We start from the raw sequence: 18062 nt of genomic DNA on the forward strand, positions 1-18062 counted from the left end.
ACGATGAAAATAGATTTCGCAACACATAAACTAGAGGCTCTTTTGTCCAGTGAAGAGCTCGAGTCGAATGGCCTAATTTTTGATAAGAGGACCTCTTCCAAACGGACGGGTTTGAGCAGATGACAGCTTAAAGCGTCGCCCGGTATCTTATGAATCTGAGAGATCCTTTCAGTGCCGCGTACTCCGCAAGTCTTTCTTAAAGGGCCAATCCCCGCTTGAGACCATCTCGGTTCTGAAGTTTGCGGATCCCCCCCTGAGATCCTGTAAATAGGGCATTCAAAAAGAAAATTAATTGAAGAAGTGCTTGACAAACGATTTGAACATCCTTATATTTATGAAAAAGAAGATTCGTAATCCTAGGAAAAAGAGAGTAATTAGGAGAAGCGTGTGCAAGAGAGGGAAGGTCTAGGCTGAAAACCTTCCTCATTAGCCCCTAATGAAAGACACTTTGGAGGAGCTTTCATGAAATGAGTAGTGGAAGCCGTAAGCAAGGCGTTAACTTGCAAAGTGAAGACATATTAATTCGTCTTAACAAGGGTGGTACCGCGGGTCCAATACTTATAACTCGTCCCTTATTTGCTTATGATCAGCAAATAAGGGGCTTTTTTATTTATTCAGGTGGAAAAGGAAAAGGGTCTTTTTTCATCTTTAATTGGGAAAAGGAGTGGGAGAGATGAACCCAATACAAATACCAAGAGGTACGCAAGATTTGCTGCCGCAAGTGACACCGATTTGGCAATTCATTGAGAAGCAAGCCCAAGAGATTTGCCGGCTTTACAATTATCAAGAGATTCGAACGCCTATATTTGAAAGCACTGATTTGTTTTTGAGAGGGGTCGGGGACACGACAGATATTGTCCAAAAAGAAATGTACTCCTTCGAAGATCGCGGGGGCAGGAGTTTAACGCTGCGCCCAGAAGGGACCGCATCGGTGGTACGCTCATATGTACAAGAAAAAATGTACGGTCAGCCGAATCAACCGACTAAGCTCTATTACATCGGTCCTATGTTTCGCTATGAAAGACCCCAGGCGGGTCGCTATCGCCAATTCTTTCAGTTTGGCGTCGAGGCGATCGGCGCTTTAAATCCAGCGGTTGATGCCGAAGTGATTTCGCTTGCGATGTCTTTTTACAAAAACATAGGGTTAACAGAGCTTAAACTGGTGATTAATAGTTTAGGGGACAAAGAGAGTCGCTTGCGTCACCGAGAAGCTCTTATCAATCATTTTGAGCCGAGTATCGGGGAGTTTTGTTCCGACTGTCAATCGCGTTTGCACAAAAATCCACTCCGAATTCTTGATTGCAAACAAGACCATGATCACCCGCTCATGAAAACCGCTCCTTCCATTTTGGAATTTTTAAATGAGGAGTCCAAGAACTATTTTGAACAAGTGAAATCTTTATTAGATCAAATTGGTATTCAGTACGTTGTGGATCCAACCTTAGTGCGCGGATTGGATTATTACAATCACACCACGTTTGAGATTATGGGAGCGAGCTTTGGGTCCATTTCAACCCTTTGCGGCGGTGGACGCTATAATGGTTTGGTTCAAGAATTAGGCGGTCCTGAATCACCTGGAATTGGCTTCGCTTTAAGCATTGAAAGAGCGATCCTCGCACTTGAAGCCGAAGGGAAGGCCTTACCTGGCGTACAAGCACTTGATGCCTTTGTGGTCTCAATGGGTGAACCAACCGAGGAAAAGGCTCTCTCCATTCTTTATCGTTTAAGACAAGCTGGTTTTTCTGTTGATAAGGATTACATGGATCGAAAAATGAAGGCGCAAATGAAGCAGGCCGATCGGTTCCAATCGCGTTTTGTGCTGCTTTTAGGGGAAGAAGAGCTTGAGAAGCAAGTTATTAATGTTAAAAATATGGAAACGGGTGAGCAAGAAGCGGTGAATTGGGATGACTTGATCACCTATTTGGAAAGACAATTAAGGAGGAACCAATAACATGGGACGTACGGTATATTGTGGGGAAGTCACCAATGAACATGTGGGTCAACCAATCGTTTTACAAGGCTGGGTACAAAGAAGACGTGATTTAGGAGGTTTGATTTTTATTGACCTGCGCGACCGCACGGGTTATGTCCAAGTCGTTTTTAACCCGGAGATTTCAAAAGCGGCTTTAGAAATCGCGGAAACAGTCCGCAGTGAATACGTGGTTGAGATCAGAGGTAAGGTTGTTGCACGGGCTGAAAATGCGGTTAATGAAAAAATTAGTACGGGTCATGTCGAAGTATTAGCTGAAGAGATTCAAATCATTAATAAATCGAAGACGCCGCCGTTTAGTATTGCTGACCAGACCGATGTTTCTGAGGAAGTGCGCCTTAAGTACCGCTATCTCGATTTGCGACGCCCGGTTTTACAAGAAACGTTTCGTCTGCGCCATAAGGTAACGAAGACCATGCGTGATTTTCTCGATGCGTCTGATTTCTATGAAGTCGAAACGCCGATGCTTACTAAGAGTACACCTGAAGGCGCGCGTGATTATTTGGTGCCAAGCCGAGTCCATCCAGGTGAATTCTATGCCTTACCGCAGTCGCCGCAGCTCTTTAAACAGCTTCTTATGGTAGCGGGGATGGAAAAATATTATCAGGTGGCCCGCTGCTTTAGGGATGAAGACCTTCGTGCTGACCGCCAGCCGGAATTTACCCAAATTGATATTGAACAATCCTTTTTTGAAAAAGAGCCATTCCTTGCGATGATCGAGAAAATGATGGCAGAGGTGGTTTACGTCGCACGGGGTGAACGCATTTCCACTCCTTTTCCAAGAATCACGTATGCTGAGGCGATGGCGCGTTATGGCAGTGATAAGCCTGATACACGTTTTGGGCTTGAGCTTATTGACGTTTCGACCGTTGTCTCGACAAGCGGCTTCAAAGTCTTTGCTCAGACCGTTGCCAATGGCGGCCAAGTCAAAGCCATTAATGTGAAAGGTCAAGCGGCTCAGTATTCTCGAAAAGCCATTGATGAGCTCACGGAGTTTGTCTCGCGGTACGGAGCAAAAGGACTTGCTTGGATGAAGGTTGAAGAAGAGGGACTTAAGGGACCGATCTCTAAATTCTTTGAAGGGGATGTGGCTAGTCAACTGACTGAAACCTTACAAGCGGAATCCGGGGATTTACTCTTATTTGTAGCCGATTCCCCTAAAGTCGTTGCGGACAGTCTAGGGGCACTTCGCTCAAAGCTTGGTCAAGAGTTGAATTTAATTGATCAAACAAAATTAAACTTCATTTGGGTAACGGAATTCCCTCTTGTAGGATGGGATGAAGAGGCAGGACGTTATGTTGCTGAGCATCATCCGTTTACGATGCCAATGCTAGAGGACTTAGAGCTTATGAAAACGAATCCTGGGCAAGTGCGTGCTGAAGCCTATGACTTAGCGCTCAACGGCTATGAGCTTGGCGGCGGTTCGCAAAGAATTCACGACCGTTCCATTCAAGAGCTCATGTTCAAGGTTCTTGGCTTTTCCGAAGAAGAAGCGAAGAGCCAATTCGGCTTCCTTCTAGAGGCGTTTGAGTACGGGGCTCCTCCACATGGCGGGATTGCCTTGGGACTTGACCGAATGATTATGATTTTAGCAGGACGTAAGACGCTTCGTGACACGATTGCTTTTCCAAAGACAGCCAGTGCGTCTGATCCTATGACTGCTGCTCCAAGTCCGGTCGCTGAACGTCAGCTGGATGAATTGCATCTGGAAGTTCAAAAGGCGCTTTTATCCGGTCTTGCTGAGGATTAAAAAGAGGAAAAGCCCTTACCTTGAAGTCGTGTTTGAAATATGTTAGAATAAACTTACAATTTAACCGAGAGTCCTGAAGTGTTTGTAAAGGAACCATATGTTTTGACCGAACATAGTTTTGAAGGGAGCCCAATAGGTTTTCCACCGGCGTGCATGCCTCTGTAACGTGGACGCACAAAAGTGGAAACAGGGCACCCACCTGCTTGGAGCGGGTTCAAAACTCGGGTTCTAGCGGCACAATTGGGACTCTCCTTTTTTGTTTGAAGGCCTTTTTAAAGGTCTTTTTTGTTTGTCAGAGTAATGACGTGGCCAAAATCTTCATTTAACCAATAAAAAACGTACAACCCATCAATGGTTGGGTGTACGTTTTTTGTTTATTTAGCAAGTTTTTCTAAGTTGCCGTTTTTGTCCATTTTGAAGGCAGGACTTGAGTCCTCCTCCGAATCGTCTTGAAGAAAGGCCATGCGTCTAGCCCGCTCCATTATGCCGATGAGCGATTGATAATCCTCTTCCATGGCAAGATGGTCGCGCTTCATCTTCGCGACTTCTTTTTCAAGACCCTTAACTTGATTTTGTAAAAGTTCATTTTGTTCTCTCAGCTTCTCGTTTTCTCGTTTAAGCTTATTGCTTGAGGCACCATCAGATTGTAAGTTTTGTAGAAATTGAACCACGTCTGCAAGGGATAATTGCGATTCCTGGCCCATTTCGTAGTCCATCGCTGTAGAAAGAGTCTCTGAGCTTGGTTGAGCGGGTGCTGGAACTTCTGAGTTTGCTGTAAATAGTGGGTAATCATCCATTGGCTCTGCAACAGGGGGCTGCCAAGTGCGCGGCCGTCTTTGCTGGGCCCGCTTCATTTGTTTTCGTTGTTTTTTAGCAATTTCAATGGCTTGCAGATATTTCTTTCGGACTATCGCATTCCAGCGAAATCCGCAGGCAGCTCCCGTTCGATTTAACTTATCTCCAACTTCTTCAAACGCATCTAGTTGGGTGCTTCCTTCTCGTATATGACGCAGAACGGTTTCAGCGAGTAATAAATCATCCTCGTGACTCCATGCATCTTGTCTGACTTTTGTCATGATGACCTCTCCTTAAAGATGTTTTAATTAACCACATCTTTGACAAAAAAGAAGAGCTTTATACGAGAAACTTGCACATTAACTATATGTCTTTTATCCTATTTAAAATTCTTTGAGATATGAGATAAGTAATCTAATCGTTTCTGGACGGTTTTCTCATAGCCTCTTGGTGAGGGATGATAGAACGTTTTATTTTTTAATGGTTCAGGTAAATAGTCTTGTGGAACAAAGCCGTCCTCATAATCATGTGGATATTTATAATCCTTACCATGGCCGAGACGGCTTGCCCCTTTATAATGAGCATCCCTTAGGTGAAGGGGGATTTGGCCAGTTTGTTCGTTGTCAACGGTTTGCAGAGCTTTATCAATACCTGCAATGACAGCATTGCTTTTGGGTGCGGTTGCAATATAAAGCGCTGCTTCTGCCAACGGGATTCTGGCTTCCGGCATGCCCACAAACTCAACTGCATAAGCCGCTGCCTGAGCAATTAATAGGGCATTGGGATCGGCTAGACCCACATCTTCTGCAGCATGCACATAGAGGCGGCGCGCGATAAATCGCGGATCTTCACCGGCACGGATCATTTTAGCCAACCAATAGAGGGTGGCATCCGGGTCAGAGCCGCGCATACTCTTGATGAAAGCAGAGACGGTATCATAATGGTTATCGCCATTTTTATCATATTGAAGAACGCGCTGTTGAATGGATTCCTCAGCTATCGCTAATGTCACATGGATGTGGCCATCTGGAGAAGGCGGTGTCGTAAGGACGGCTAATTCCAGAGCTTGGAGAGCGGTTCTGGCATCACCGTTTGCAATATTAATAATGTGATCCAGAGCGTCCTCGTCCACTTTAATAGAATAGGCACCTAACCCGCGGGTCTTGTTCGTTAATGCCTGATTCAAAATTTGTCTAAGAGCGTCATTAGTCAGCGGTTCAAAACGGAATAAACGTGAGCGTGACAGAAGGGCCGCATTGATTTCGAACATGGGGCTTTCTGTTGTAGCGCCAATCAAAATAATCGTTCCATCTTCAACGAATGGAAGAAGGGCGTCCTGTTGCCCTTTATTGAATCGATGGATCTCATCTATGAAAAGAACCGTTTTTTGATCCTCATATTTTAGACGTTCCTTTGCCGCTTGTGTGAGAGAACGGATCTCAGCAACACCTGAAGTGACCGCATTAATTTGCTGAAAGACGGCGGATGTGGTATTGGCTATGATTTTGGCAAGAGTCGTTTTCCCTGTGCCAGGCGGTCCATAGAAGATCATAGGTGCCAGTTGATCGGCTTGAATCGCTCTGCGGAGAAGCCTTCCTTCTCCGACGATCTGGTGTTGCCCCATGAATTCATCGAGTGTCTGCGGGCGCATTCGATTTGCCAAGGGTTCGCCTGTTCGTCTTTCGGACCGAGAATAATCAAATAAATCCATAAGCAAGATCCTTTCTTAATGCTCTGTGTTAACTTTATCATGACCCATTCATTGAATAGGTTTTAGCTCAGGTTGTAGTGGTAACTATTACAAATTTTAAGGTATAGAATTAGACAAGGATTAAGACAAGCTTACTTTTTTTGTAGAAAGCTTTCAAGTTAGCCGGGTTACATTCTTTTTCTGCAAACTAACGATTTTATGATAAAATAAATGATGATGCTTATCATCTTTGAGACGCAGGCGTTTATTCTATTAGAATTAAGCTCTTATAATAGGGAATAATGGTTAGCCATAGTGAAGTCACAAACTATTGGACATGTGTGTTCTAGAGGCGCGGATTATAAAGACCGATTCCTTTCAAGGGTCTTTTTTACTATCAGAAACTATAAATGTCGACTGACGCTATTAAAATTGATCTTTGCGGATCGTTCAAATGTTTTACCTTTATTTATTTGTGAAAAGGAAAGGAGAAAGGCCAATGAAGATATCGACTAAAGGAAGGTATGGAATTACCATTATGATGGCCTTGGCGAAGCATTACGGGAAAGGTCCTCTTGCACTGAAGATCATTGCAAAGGAAAATGATCTGTCTGAACATTATTTGGAGCAGCTCATTGCGCCCTTAAGAAATGCGGGACTCGTCCATAGCATCCGCGGAGCTTATGGAGGTTATGAGCTCACGAAAAAGCCTCGGGAGATTACCACCGCCGATGTTATCAGGGTGTTGGAAGGGCCGATTCGCCCTGTTGAGGTGATGGATGATGATGATCCGGCGAAAAAGGAGCTTTGGATCAAAATACGTGATGCGGTTAAGGATGTTTTAGAAGGAACCACCATGGATGACCTCATTCATTTTGAGGATCGCGAGTTGGTGCAAGATCCTTTGATGTTTTATATTTAAAAAAAGGCTTGATTTATAGTATGATAATAACCGCCGCCCAAACGGCGGTCTTATTATTTAATCAACGGTGTTTATATAAAGCGGAATAGGGCATTTTGATAAAAAGCAATAGGAACTGAAAGGAAGAAAAAGATGGATCGTATATATTTAGATCATTCGGCCACTACGCCGATGCATCCTGAAGTCATTCAGGCGATGCTGCCCGTCATGGAACATGTTTTTGGTAATCCATCTAGCATTCACGCATTCGGTCGCGAAGCCTCTAAATTGATGGAAGAGGCGAGAACTGCTATAGCCAAGTCCATCCAGGCGAAACCAAAGGAAATTATTTTCACCGGTGGAGGGACAGAAGCCGATAATTTAGCTATTATAGGGGCCGCACGGGCAGCTAAGCAAAAGAAAAAGGGCAACCATATTATCACAACTGCGATTGAGCACCATGCGGTTTTAAAAACTTGTGAAGACCTTGAGAAGAATGGGTTTGAGGTGACTTACTTAAAAGTCGATGAGAGTGGAATCATTTCTCTTTCAGAGCTTGAAGCGGCGATTCGCCCTGAAACCATCTTAGTCAGTGTCATGTATGGGAATAATGAGGTAGGAACGCTGCAGCCTATTGAAGCGATCGGAAAGCTTTTTAAAGAAACGGATATATTATTCCATACAGATGCTGTACAAGCTTTTGGACTTGAATCTATTAACGTACAGGCGTTGAACATTGATCTCTTATCGATGACCGGCCATAAGATTAATGGACCAAAGGGAATCGGTTTTCTATATTGTCAAGAAGAGGTGACGCTATCTACCCATCTGCATGGCGGTGAGCAGGAACGGAAACGCCGGGCAGGAACTCAAAATGTTCCTGGAATTGTCGGGTTGAAAAAAGCCATTGAGATTATGGAAGCAACGCGTGAAGAAAAAAGGGTATTATATCGGGGCCTTCAAGATGTGCTTCTTGAGACTTTGGATAAGGAAGGGATTCAGTACGAGATTAATGGCGATCGTACCAATCGGCTTCCACATATTCTAAATCTCTTTTTTCCAGGGGTTCAAGTCGAATCGCTCCTTATGAACTTGGATTTGAGCGGTGTTGCGGTATCGAGTGGTTCGGCGTGTACGGCGGGGACTGCTCAGCCCTCGCATGTGTTGTCCGCCATGTATGGTGAAGCGGGGGAGCGACCATTAAGCTCGATTCGAATTAGTTTTGGATTGTATAATACAAAAGAGCAAGTCAGCGAGGCAGCTGTTATTCTTGCTCAAGTCGTTAACCGTTTAGTAAAGCTTAGTGTCTGAAAAGAAAATAGATATCTTATTTAAAAAGGAGGGATTGGTTTGGCTAAACGAGTAGTAGTCGGTATGTCCGGCGGTGTGGATTCATCCGTAACGGCACTGCTGCTTAAGCAACAAGGCTATGACGTCATCGGCATTTTTATGAAAAACTGGGATGACACGGATGAAAATGGAGTGTGCACTGCAACGGAGGATTATGAGGATGTGGCGCGCGTTGCCGAGCAGCTTGATATTCCCTATTATGCTGTTAATTTTGAAAAGGAATATTGGAATAAAGTTTTCTCCTATTTCTTAGAAGAATATAAGGCAGGCCGAACGCCAAATCCAGATGTGATGTGTAACAAAGAAATTAAATTCAAAGCCTTTTTGAATCATGCTTTATCACTTGGTGCGGATTATGTGGCAACGGGGCACTATGCAAGAGTGGACCGTTCCAATGGAGAAACCAAGCTTCTTCGCGGATTGGATCAAGGGAAGGATCAAACCTATTTCCTTAATCAACTCAATCAAGCTCAACTGGAGCGTGTCCTATTCCCAGTGGGTGAGTTGGAGAAAAAAGAAGTGCGCCGCCTAGCTTTAGAACATGATCTGGCAACCGCTACTAAGAAAGATAGTACGGGTATTTGTTTTATCGGTGAACGGGATTTTAAGACGTTCCTGAGTCAGTACTTACCCGCACAGCCTGGAGATGTTTACTCCATTGATGGTGAGTATAAAGGCAAGCATGATGGGTTAATGTATTACACGAATGGTCAGCGCCAAGGACTCGGAATTGGCGGGCCAGGCGGACCTTGGTTCGTTTGCGGAAAAGACTTAAAACGAAACATTCTCTTCATAGCCCCTGGATCTGACCACGAAGCGCTCTATTCAGAGGGGCTGCGGGCGGTAAACACCAACTGGATTAACGGTGAGCCCGACTCGAAGACCTTCCGCTGCACAGCGAAGTTTCGTTATCGTCAGGCAGACCGCCCTGTAACCGTGACGCTGCTGCCAAATGATGAACTCCAAGTGGTCTTTGATGAACCGGAACGTGCTGTAACACCTGGACAATCGGTTGTGTTTTATGACGGCGACGTTTGTCTTGGCGGTGCCACCATTGATACCATTGATCAGCCCAAATTTAAAAATACATTTGACTTTGTATCCGCTATAGAAAAAACAACGGTCTAAGGATCGTTGTTTTTTAATGCGACCCGATAATGAAGGGACGTCCAGTTACTGCCCGTTTGACAAGAGGAATGTGATATACTAGCACTAGATGTGTTCGAATTAAGGAGAATGAATAATGGAGCAATTAAACAAAGAGGGACTTTCTCACCTTAAGGAAGGGCGCTTTGAAGAGGCAGCCGCTTTATTTAACCAAGTGATTACACAGTCTCCTAATGATCCGACTGGCTATGTTAATCTTGGCAATCTCTTAATCGCTATCGGCGAATCAGAAAAAGCAGTTCCTTTTTTTCAGAAGGCACTTGAATGTGATCCACAATATAGTCCCGCTTTCTATGCGTTAGGTAACGCTCTATATACATTAGATAAGTTTGAAGAAGCGATTCATTGTTTTCAAAAGGCAGAGACTTTGGGGCTCCAAGATGGAGATGTTCATTTTATGCTCGGGATGTCTTATGAGCAGCTTAATCAGCCATTAATGGCGTTAGTTCATTTCCAAAGAGCGGTAGAATTAAAGGAAGAAGATACAGTCGCACGCTTTCAGTATGGTCTTTCCCTCGCTAAGACAGGCCATGTAGAGCTTGCCATTGAGATGTTTAGCCAAGTGGTGCAAGAGGACCCGCGACATGCGGATGCTTATTACAACTTAGGGGTTGCCTTCTCGGCCCAAGAGGCGTATGAACAGGCTGAAGAATCTTTCAAAAAGGCATTAACGATTCAGAAGGACCATCTTCTTGCCTCACATGGATTAAAACAAGTTGAAGCGCTAAGACGGGGTCATCTTAAGTAAAAAGTTAATTGGTAAAACAGCCTTTCCTATTTTTACGGTTTTAGTTAAAGAAAAGAGAGTTGAAGTGTATGTCGAACCCAACCTCCCTTGATCTGTTTTCGGAAGAACTCCCCTTTATCATAGGGGTTCCTTACCATCTTATCTTTCAAAACAGTGAGAATGCCTATACGGTTATGAAGGTAAAAATTGAAGAAACCAATATAAGCCTCCCTGAAAAGGATATTGTGGTTATCGGCTATTTTCCCGCTCTTCACCTACAGGAATCGTATCATTTTTTCGGAAACGTGAAAGTGCATCCTCGTTATGGGCATCAATTTGAAGTGGAACGGTTTCGGAAGCTGCTGCCCCAATCAAAAGCAGGCATTGTTCATTATCTGTCGGGTGATTTGTTTCCTGGAATTGGAAAAGCGACCGCTGAACGCATTGTCTCAGCACTTGGGGAACAGGCGATTTCAAAAATTCTGGAGAACCCGGATTGTTTGACAGAAGTGCCTAAGCTTGCGGCGGATAAAGCGACCTTAATTTACGAAGCGCTCTTAAAGCATGAAGGCTTAGAGAAAGTGATGATTGGCCTTACGGATTACGGTTTCGGTCCCCGGTTATCGATGAAAATCTATCAAGCCTATGGGAATGAAGCACTGACCATTATTGAGGAGAATCCTTACCGGCTTGTTCAGGATATTGAAGGGATTGGGTTTCATAGAGCGGATGAACTGGGGAAGCAATATGGGTTGACCGGTGAGCATCCCGATCGTATCCAAGCGGGTATCTTGTATGTGTTAAATGAAGCCGCCATGAACAATGGCCATGTCTATCTTCCTAAGGAGTCCGTTCTTCAAAATGCAACCCTTTTACTGTCGACACCCCGCGAGCCTGTAAGTGATGAAGGAATTGAACGGGAATTGATCGTGCTTCATGAGGAAGGCAAGGCGATATTGGAGGAGGACCGTTTCTATCTTCCTTCTCTCTATTTCGCTGAAAAAGGGCTCGTATCAAGTCTGAAACGGTTAATGGAGCAGTCTGAGTTCCAGCAAAATTTCTCTGAAGCGGAGTTTTTGGCTGCGTTAGGCGGTCTTGAGGACCGTCTCGCTATTGAATATGCGCCTTCTCAAAAAGCTGCCATTCAACAGGCGTTAGCCTCTCCGGTGACTCTCTTGACAGGGGGGCCAGGGACTGGGAAAACGACCGTTATTAAGGGGATTGTGGACATCTATGCCGAACTTCATGGTCTCTCGTTGAATCCAAAAGATTACAAAGATGAGCCCTTTCCTTTTGTCTTGATTGCACCGACAGGACGGGCAGCCAAGCGCATGAGTGAATCGACAGGACTGCCTGCTGTCACGATTCACCGTCTTCTTGGCTGGAAAGGCGGCTCGGGTTATGAGCATGATGAAGAGAATCCACTGGAGGGACGCTTAGTTATTGTTGATGAGATGTCCATGGTAGATATTTGGCTCGCCAATCATTTATTGCGCTCATTAAAGACGCCCGTACAAATCGTTATTGTTGGAGATGAAGATCAGCTTCCTTCGGTTGGACCTGGCCAAGTTCTGAATGATCTGCTTCATTCACATGTTTTGCCGACCGTCAGGCTGACCGACATCTATAGACAAGCTGAAGGGTCTTCTATTATCGAACTTGCTCATGCCATCAAAAATGGGGAGCAAGTGATCGAACTGCAGCAGGCTAAAGAGGATCGTCGATTTTTTGCCTGCTCACAAAGTCAAATCTTAGATGTTGTCCAAAAGGTATGTGCCAACGCTCATAAGAAGGGGTTTTCATCGAAGGATATTCAAGTACTGGCTCCGATCTATAGGGGCAATGCGGGGATTGATGCTTTAAATAAGGTCCTTCAAGATTTGTTTAACCCAAAGCATGAATCCAAGCGTTTTTTAACATTTGGTGAGACGGAGTTTCGGGTTGGAGATAAAGTGCTCCAACTGGTCAATAACCCAGAGGATAATGTTTTTAATGGGGATATTGGTGAAGTGGTTGCCCTTTTCAAAGCGAATGAGCGAACGGAAAAAGAAGATGCGCTAGTGGTGTCTTTTGATGGGATTGAAGTGACCGTTTCCCGCAAAGATTTGGGGCAATTAACCCTCGCTTATTGTACTTCGATTCATAAGGCGCAAGGAAGTGAGTTTCCAATTGTCGTCTTGCCTATCGTAAAAGGCTACCATCGCATGCTAAGGCGTAATTTAATCTATACAGCTATTACTAGAAGCCGATCCTATTTGATCATGTGCGGCGATGCAGATGCTTTTATGAGAGCCATTCAGCAGACAGAAGGGGATCGCCGCTTCTCCCACTTAAAGGAAAAATTGATTGAACGACTTGGAGCAGAGAGGGAAGAAGAGGAGCGATCTGAAAGCGAGAAAGCTGCAGTGGACTCACTTCAATCCTCAGATCCTGATGATTGGGAAATAGATGAGACGTTAAACGAGGAAGAAGACCCATTCTTAAATCTATAAATCAGGGGATAGCCTTAAATCTATTTATTAAGGTTATCCCTTTTTTGCTGTTTCAGCTAGTATGGTTTGGAATTAATTTGGACACACTATTTTTAGAGGTGAATCAGATGCATTGTCCAAATTGTAAAAATAAAAATCTAGGAAAAATAGGGGTTAATCAATATTATTGTTGGGATTGTTTCATTGAATTAACGCTGGCAAAAGGAAAACTGTCCCTAAACCAAGTAGAAGAGGACGGGAGCCTAACCAATCTTGATGATTTGTTTGATGAAGTGGAACGCCAAGTGGAACTCGGGTAGCTAAATTAAGAGCCGCCATACTTCTCACAAAATAGACAACCAACGAACACAAGTGGGAGGTTGTAAGGGATGCGAGGTACCATTTTAGATTGGTTGAAACGATTAGTGTTACTTTTGCTTGTCTTTATTAATTTATGGTTCGTGCTAAAACTGTGGCCCTATGTGATGCACTTGCTCGCTGCGACATTAAAACTAATGTCGCCGTTTCTAGTGGCTTTTCTTATCGCTTACATTCTCCATCCTATGGTCAAGCACTTACATAGAAGGGGAATGCCGAGGGCGCTCGCCATTCTCATTATCTACCTCTTATTCTTTGGATTATCAGGCTATGGCATTGCCAAGGGAGTCCCGCTCCTCTTAAATCAGCTAAGTCACTTATCTGAACAAGTTCCGGCTTTAACTCAATTCTATGAGGAAAAGGTAGATCATTTCTATTCAGCAACGGCTCATTTGCCTGAACAGGTTCATACGCATTTCAATCGTTTTTTACTGCAGGCAGAAGAGACGTTAAATCATTGGATTGGGGTTATTATTTCAAGTATTCAACGATTAGTAACGTCGATCTTTACGATTTTCCTCATTCCGTTTATTGTGTTCTATCTTTTAAAAGATATAGAGGGATTGGCTGATTGGCTGAAAGAGCATATCCCTGATCGTTGGCAGAAGCCTGCAAAAGAGCTGTTAACTGACATTGATCATTCTTTGGGAAGCTATATCCGAGGCCAATTAATTGTATGCGTAGCGGTTGGGCTTGCCGCCTTCATTGGATTATGGTTATTTAAAATTCCTTATTCAGGTGTGCTCGGTTTTTTTGTCGGCATTACGGATATTATTCCGTTTTTTGGAGCGGCCATTGGAGCGATTCCCGCTGTTATCGTCGCGCTTACGATTTCCATGAACAAGGTCTTTATTGTGATTGCGGTGATTACCGTGGTCCAGTCCTTAGAGGGAAATCTGTTCAGCCCCGTTATTGTTGGGAAGAGTGTTCATCTTCATCCCATTCTCATTATGGTTTCGCTTGTTATTGGCGGTGAATGGGGAGGCATTCTTGGGATGCTTGTGGCGATTCCTGTCTTCGTTACACTTAGGGAAATTCTTCTCTTCTGGCTACGTGAAAGACAAAAAAGAAAACAAGCGGAATGGATCGATCCTAAAATCGATCACGATAGAAGTTGACAAGCGCTTACGAAGTCGTCTATAATTCATTCACGTAGATAATTATTTACATATGACAATGATTTTTTTGAACGCGATGAAGGACCTTGTGAGTCAAGCCCCTTTATAGAGAGGAATTTCCCAGGCTGAAAGAAGTTCCAAAGGAAGAGGTCTCACGGCTAGTCTGAAGTGCAGCTAATCCCTGCCGGCACTAGACCCGTTAACGTCTATGTATAAGGTGATAGATTTCCCCGAGTGGGTCAATCTATAACCAGGGTGGTACCGCGAGAATAAGCTCTCGTCCCTGTATTGGGATGAGGGCTTTTTATGCTTTTAAGAGATGAGTTAACAACTAAGATTTTAGGAGGTATTAGTGTGACACAATTAAGCTCTCGAGATATTCGCCAGATGTTCTTAGATTTCTTTCAGGAGAAGGGACATAAAATTGAGCCGAGCGCTTCCTTGATTCCTTATGAAGATCCGTCCTTGTTATGGATTAATAGCGGTGTAGCTACTTTAAAGAAATATTTTGATGGGCGCGTCGTTCCTGAAAATCCTCGCTTGACAAATGCTCAAAAAGCGATCCGCACCAATGATATTGAGAATGTCGGTTATACGGCTAGACATCATACGTTTTTTGAAATGCTTGGGAATTTTTCCATTGGGGATTATTTTAAGGAAGAGGCCATTACATGGGCATGGGAATTCTTAACGGATCCGAAGTGGATTGGGTTTGATCCAGAGAAGCTGTCGGTTACCATTCACCCTGAAGATGATGAGGCCTATGAGCTCTGGCATAACAAAATGGGCCTGCCCGAAAATCGTATCATTCGGTTGGAGGATAATTTCTGGGATATCGGTGAAGGGCCAAGCGGACCCAATACGGAAATTTTCTATGATCGCGGTGAGGATTACGGCAATGATCCGGATGACCCTGAGCTTTATCCAGGCGGGGAGAATGAACGCTATTTAGAGATTTGGAATTTAGTGTTCTCTCAATTTAATCACAATCCGGATGGTTCTTATACACCACTGCCTAAGAAAAACATTGATACTGGGATGGGACTTGAACGTTTGGTATCTGTGATTCAAAATGCCCGTACGAATTTTGATACGGATTTGTTTATCCCGCTTATTCGTGCTGTGGAAGGCATCTCAGGCAAAACTTACGGGGAATCGAAAGAATTAGATACGGCATTTAAGGTCATTGCAGATCATGTAAGAGCGGTTACCTTTGCCATTTCAGACGGTGCCCTTCCATCTAATGAGGGAAGAGGTTACGTTCTTAGACGTCTGATCCGCCGCGCTGTACGGTTTGCCATGGAACTTGGGATTGAGAAACCTTTTATGGATCAGCTTGTTCCAATTGTCCGCGATATCATGGGTGAGTTTTATGATGTATTAAATAGCCGTGTTCCGTTCGTACAAAAAATTATCCATTCTGAAGAAGAGCGTTTCCATGAGACGATTCATGAAGGACTGGCTATTTTAAATGCGATCATGGAGGAGAAGAAACAAAGCAGTCAAGCGATGATTGACGGGGCTGATGTGTTCAAACTCTATGATACCTTTGGTTTTCCTGTCGAGCTAACAGAAGAGTATGCCGAAAAAGAAGGTCTTTCTATCGATCGTGAAGGCTTTGAGCAAGCGCTTGAAGAGCAGCGTGAGCGGGCAAGACAAGCGAGACAAGATACCGACTCCATGCAGGTTCAAAATGAAACGCTGCGTGACATCACGGTCAAAAGTGAGTTTGTCGGATATCAAAAGGATGAGACGTCTGCTGAAGTAGAGGTTATCCTTCGAGAAAATGAACTGGTTGATTTAGCCGGCCCTGGTGAGGTTGTCCAAATCATCCTCAGTCAAACCCCTTTCTATGCTGAAAGCGGAGGTCAAGTTGCCGATAAAGGCCGATTAGTCAATGAGGATGTTGAAGTTGAAGTCAAGGATGTTCAAAAAGCTCCAAATGGTCAAAACCTTCATTTGGTAGAGATCAAAAAAGGCGTTTTAACAAAGGGGCTTGTCCTTAAGGCTGAAATTGCGGAATCGCTTCGTCGTGATACGGAAAAAAATCATACGGCGACTCATTTACTGCATCGTGCATTAAAGGATGTATTGGGTGAACACGTGAATCAGGCGGGGTCACTCGTTACGCCGGAGCGCTTGCGCTTTGACTTTACTCATTTCGGTAAAATTACGGAAGAAGAGCTAGATCGCATTGAAGCGATTGTAAATGAGAAGGTATGGGAAGGCTTAACGGTAGAGACACATCAAAAAGGAATTGCGGAAGCGAAGGCAATGGGGGCAATGGCGCTCTTTGGTGAAAAGTATGGAGAGGTCGTCCGTGTCGTCCAGGTTGGGGAGTACAGCCTAGAACTCTGCGGCGGTTGCCATGTTCGCAATACAGCTGAAATTGGATTATTTAAGATTGTCAGCGAAGCGGGGATTGGTGCCGGTACACGCCGGATTGAAGCTGTGACAGGCCGTTCTGCTTATCAACGATTAAACGCCTACGTCAAGCAGTTAGAAGCGATTAGCCGTCAGTTAAAAGCGCCTGTTGAAAAGGTAAACGAGCGAATTGAAGGGCTCAGCCAACAAATTCGTGAGTTAGAAAAGGAAAATGAGTCACTTGTAGCGAAATTAGGTAATGTAGAAGCAAGTGATCTTCAAACAAAAGTCCAAGAGTTAAATGGCATCCCTTATTTAGCAGAGCGAGTTCAAGGCCAAGATATGAACGGTCTGCGTGCCATGGTAGACCATCTCAAACAACAATTGAAGTCGGCTGTCATTGTTCTGGTCTCTACCGATAGTGAGAAGGTTCAAATTGTGGCAGGTGTCACCAAAGATTTGATCGATAAAGGCTGTCATGCTGGAAAGTTGATTAAAATCGTTGCAGAGCGATGCGGAGGAGGCGGTGGCGGCCGACCTGACATGGCCCAAGCAGGAGGGAAAGATCCTTCTAAGATAGCAGATGCCCTTGGCGCCGTAAAAGATTATATTAGCGAGCTAACCGTTTAAAGTGTACGTTTGAAAGTCAAGAGATGCGGGGGGGAAGTTTGATGGATAAGACGATGAAGTTTCAATTTCCAGAGGACCCAAACAAGCAAGAGGTTAAAGATGTATTGTTAAAGGTGTTCGATGCCCTGGAAGATAAGGGCTATACACCGATTAATCAGGTGGTGGGATATCTTTTATCTGGTGATCCCGCATATATTCCCCGCCACCAGGATGCTCGTACCATCATCCGTAAAATTGAACGTGATGAGATCATTGAAGAACTGGTCACGTTTTATATCCAACATCATAAGGAAGGCACTAAATGAGAATAATGGGCTTGGATTATGGATCGAAAACCGTTGGTGTTGCCATTAGTGATGCTTTAGGAATGACAGCGCAAGGGATTGAAACGATTCATTATGTACAACATAAACAACATGAGATCTACGAGCGCCTGGAAACCTTGATCAAGGAGTATGAGGTTACCAAGATCGTTGTAGGTCTACCCAAACACATGAATAATTCGATTGGTGAACGGGGTGAAGCTTCACAGCGTTTTGCCAATAGTCTCAGAAAAAGATGGGACTTGCCAGTTGAACTGGTCGATGAACGGCTTACAACCGTATCCGCTGAGAGAATGCTGATTTCGGCTGATGTCAGTCGAAAGAAACGCAAAACAGTCATTGATAAAATGGCGGCAACTCTAATTTTGCAAAGCTATTTAGATCAACAACACATAGGAGGACTATAAA

14 protein-coding genes, 1 other RNA gene and 1 other annotated feature are annotated in these 18062 nt (G+C 44.2%); of the genes, 13 read left to right on the forward strand and 2 right to left on the reverse strand.

Translation table 11 applies throughout. The annotated features are described in order from the left end of the window. Positions 1-349 precede the first annotated feature (349 nt). Positions 350-576 (forward strand) — a binding site (T-box leader). A 97-nt stretch (positions 577-673) separates the two neighbouring features. The 3 genes from hisS to ssrS all read left to right on the forward strand — a co-directional run bounded on the left by hisS (position 674) and on the right by ssrS (position 3991). Continuing rightward, a complete protein-coding gene (gene hisS, locus PU629_RS06870; protein WP_275283547.1) occupies positions 674-1951 on the forward strand; it encodes a histidine--tRNA ligase in 1278 nt (425 codons plus the stop codon). Position 1952: 1 nt separating this feature from the next. After that, positions 1953-3740: an aspartate--tRNA ligase gene (aspS, locus tag PU629_RS06875; protein WP_275283548.1), complete on the forward strand. Its 1788-nt coding sequence runs from the start codon at positions 1953-1955 to the stop codon at positions 3738-3740. Between the two features lie 67 nt (positions 3741-3807). Next, positions 3808-3991: non-coding RNA, 6S RNA (ssrS, locus tag PU629_RS06880), on the forward strand. Positions 3992-4114: 123 nt separating this feature from the next. Here ssrS and PU629_RS06885 read toward each other — a convergent pair. Then, the gene (locus PU629_RS06885) at positions 4115-4816 is read right to left on the reverse strand and encodes an RsfA family transcriptional regulator (protein ID WP_275283549.1); all 702 of its coding nucleotides are present in this window, start codon (positions 4814-4816) and stop codon (positions 4115-4117) included. Between the two features lie 98 nt (positions 4817-4914). Next, a complete protein-coding gene (locus PU629_RS06890) occupies positions 4915-6246 on the reverse strand; it encodes an AAA family ATPase (RefSeq protein WP_275283550.1) in 1332 nt (443 codons plus the stop codon). A 478-nt stretch (positions 6247-6724) separates the two neighbouring features. On the opposite strand from PU629_RS06890, the gene cymR reads away from it, so the two are divergent. From cymR to ruvX, 10 genes are all read left to right on the forward strand, one after another. After that, a complete protein-coding gene (gene cymR / locus PU629_RS06895; protein WP_275283551.1) occupies positions 6725-7147 on the forward strand; it encodes a cysteine metabolism transcriptional regulator CymR in 423 nt (140 codons plus the stop codon). A 132-nt stretch (positions 7148-7279) separates the two neighbouring features. Next, on the forward strand, positions 7280-8437 hold the full coding sequence (locus tag PU629_RS06900; RefSeq protein WP_275283552.1) for a cysteine desulfurase family protein: 1158 nt from the start codon (positions 7280-7282) through the stop codon (positions 8435-8437). 63 nt (positions 8438-8500) lie between these two features. After that, a complete protein-coding gene (mnmA, locus tag PU629_RS06905) occupies positions 8501-9604 on the forward strand; it encodes a tRNA 2-thiouridine(34) synthase MnmA (protein WP_275284371.1) in 1104 nt (367 codons plus the stop codon). Positions 9605-9719: 115 nt separating this feature from the next. After that, entirely contained in the window at positions 9720-10391 is a 672-nt protein-coding gene (locus tag PU629_RS06910; protein ID WP_275283553.1) for a tetratricopeptide repeat protein, read from the forward strand. A gap of 68 nt (positions 10392-10459) precedes the next feature. Next, positions 10460-12862: an SF1B family DNA helicase RecD2 gene (gene recD2, locus PU629_RS06915; protein WP_275283554.1), complete on the forward strand. Its 2403-nt coding sequence runs from the start codon at positions 10460-10462 to the stop codon at positions 12860-12862. A gap of 107 nt (positions 12863-12969) precedes the next feature. Then, positions 12970-13161: a hypothetical protein gene (locus tag PU629_RS06920; protein ID WP_275283555.1), complete on the forward strand. Its 192-nt coding sequence runs from the start codon at positions 12970-12972 to the stop codon at positions 13159-13161. Positions 13162-13230: 69 nt separating this feature from the next. Then, the gene (locus tag PU629_RS06925; protein ID WP_275283556.1) at positions 13231-14337 is read left to right on the forward strand and encodes an AI-2E family transporter; all 1107 of its coding nucleotides are present in this window, start codon (positions 13231-13233) and stop codon (positions 14335-14337) included. 354 nt (positions 14338-14691) lie between these two features. After that, on the forward strand, positions 14692-17331 hold the full coding sequence (alaS, locus tag PU629_RS06930; protein ID WP_275283557.1) for an alanine--tRNA ligase: 2640 nt from the start codon (positions 14692-14694) through the stop codon (positions 17329-17331). A 23-nt stretch (positions 17332-17354) separates the two neighbouring features. Continuing rightward, entirely contained in the window at positions 17355-17636 is a 282-nt protein-coding gene (locus tag PU629_RS06935) for an IreB family regulatory phosphoprotein (protein ID WP_481900483.1), read from the forward strand. Next, positions 17633-18061: a Holliday junction resolvase RuvX gene (gene ruvX / locus PU629_RS06940; RefSeq protein WP_275283559.1), complete on the forward strand. Its 429-nt coding sequence runs from the start codon at positions 17633-17635 to the stop codon at positions 18059-18061. Before PU629_RS06935 ends, ruvX begins: the two co-directional genes overlap by 4 nt. Position 18062: the final 1 nt, after the last annotated feature.

It is taken from the genome of Pullulanibacillus sp. KACC 23026 (assembly GCF_029094525.1).
Classification (GTDB): domain Bacteria; phylum Bacillota; class Bacilli; order Bacillales; family Sporolactobacillaceae; genus KACC-23026.

Bases quoted from the DNA above. Each gene is read 5' to 3' on its own strand.
- hisS (WP_275283547.1), top strand. From the start codon at position 674: ATGAACCCAATACAAATACCAAGAGGTACGCAAGATTTGCTGCCGCAA.
- aspS (WP_275283548.1), top strand. From the start codon at position 1,953: ATGGGACGTACGGTATATTGTGGGGAAGTCACCAATGAACATGTGGGT.
- PU629_RS06885 (WP_275283549.1), bottom strand. From the start codon at position 4,816: ATGACAAAAGTCAGACAAGATGCATGGAGTCACGAGGATGATTTATTA.
- PU629_RS06890 (WP_275283550.1), bottom strand. From the start codon at position 6,246: ATGGATTTATTTGATTATTCTCGGTCCGAAAGACGAACAGGCGAACCC.
- cymR (WP_275283551.1), top strand. From the start codon at position 6,725: ATGAAGATATCGACTAAAGGAAGGTATGGAATTACCATTATGATGGCC.
- PU629_RS06900 (WP_275283552.1), top strand. From the start codon at position 7,280: ATGGATCGTATATATTTAGATCATTCGGCCACTACGCCGATGCATCCT.
- mnmA (WP_275284371.1), top strand. From the start codon at position 8,501: ATGTCCGGCGGTGTGGATTCATCCGTAACGGCACTGCTGCTTAAGCAA.
- PU629_RS06910 (WP_275283553.1), top strand. From the start codon at position 9,720: ATGGAGCAATTAAACAAAGAGGGACTTTCTCACCTTAAGGAAGGGCGC.
- recD2 (WP_275283554.1), top strand. From the start codon at position 10,460: ATGTCGAACCCAACCTCCCTTGATCTGTTTTCGGAAGAACTCCCCTTT.
- PU629_RS06920 (WP_275283555.1), top strand. From the start codon at position 12,970: ATGCATTGTCCAAATTGTAAAAATAAAAATCTAGGAAAAATAGGGGTT.
- PU629_RS06925 (WP_275283556.1), top strand. From the start codon at position 13,231: ATGCGAGGTACCATTTTAGATTGGTTGAAACGATTAGTGTTACTTTTG.
- PU629_RS06935 (WP_481900483.1), top strand. From the start codon at position 17,355: ATGCGGGGGGGAAGTTTGATGGATAAGACGATGAAGTTTCAATTTCCA.
- ruvX (WP_275283559.1), top strand. From the start codon at position 17,633: ATGAGAATAATGGGCTTGGATTATGGATCGAAAACCGTTGGTGTTGCC.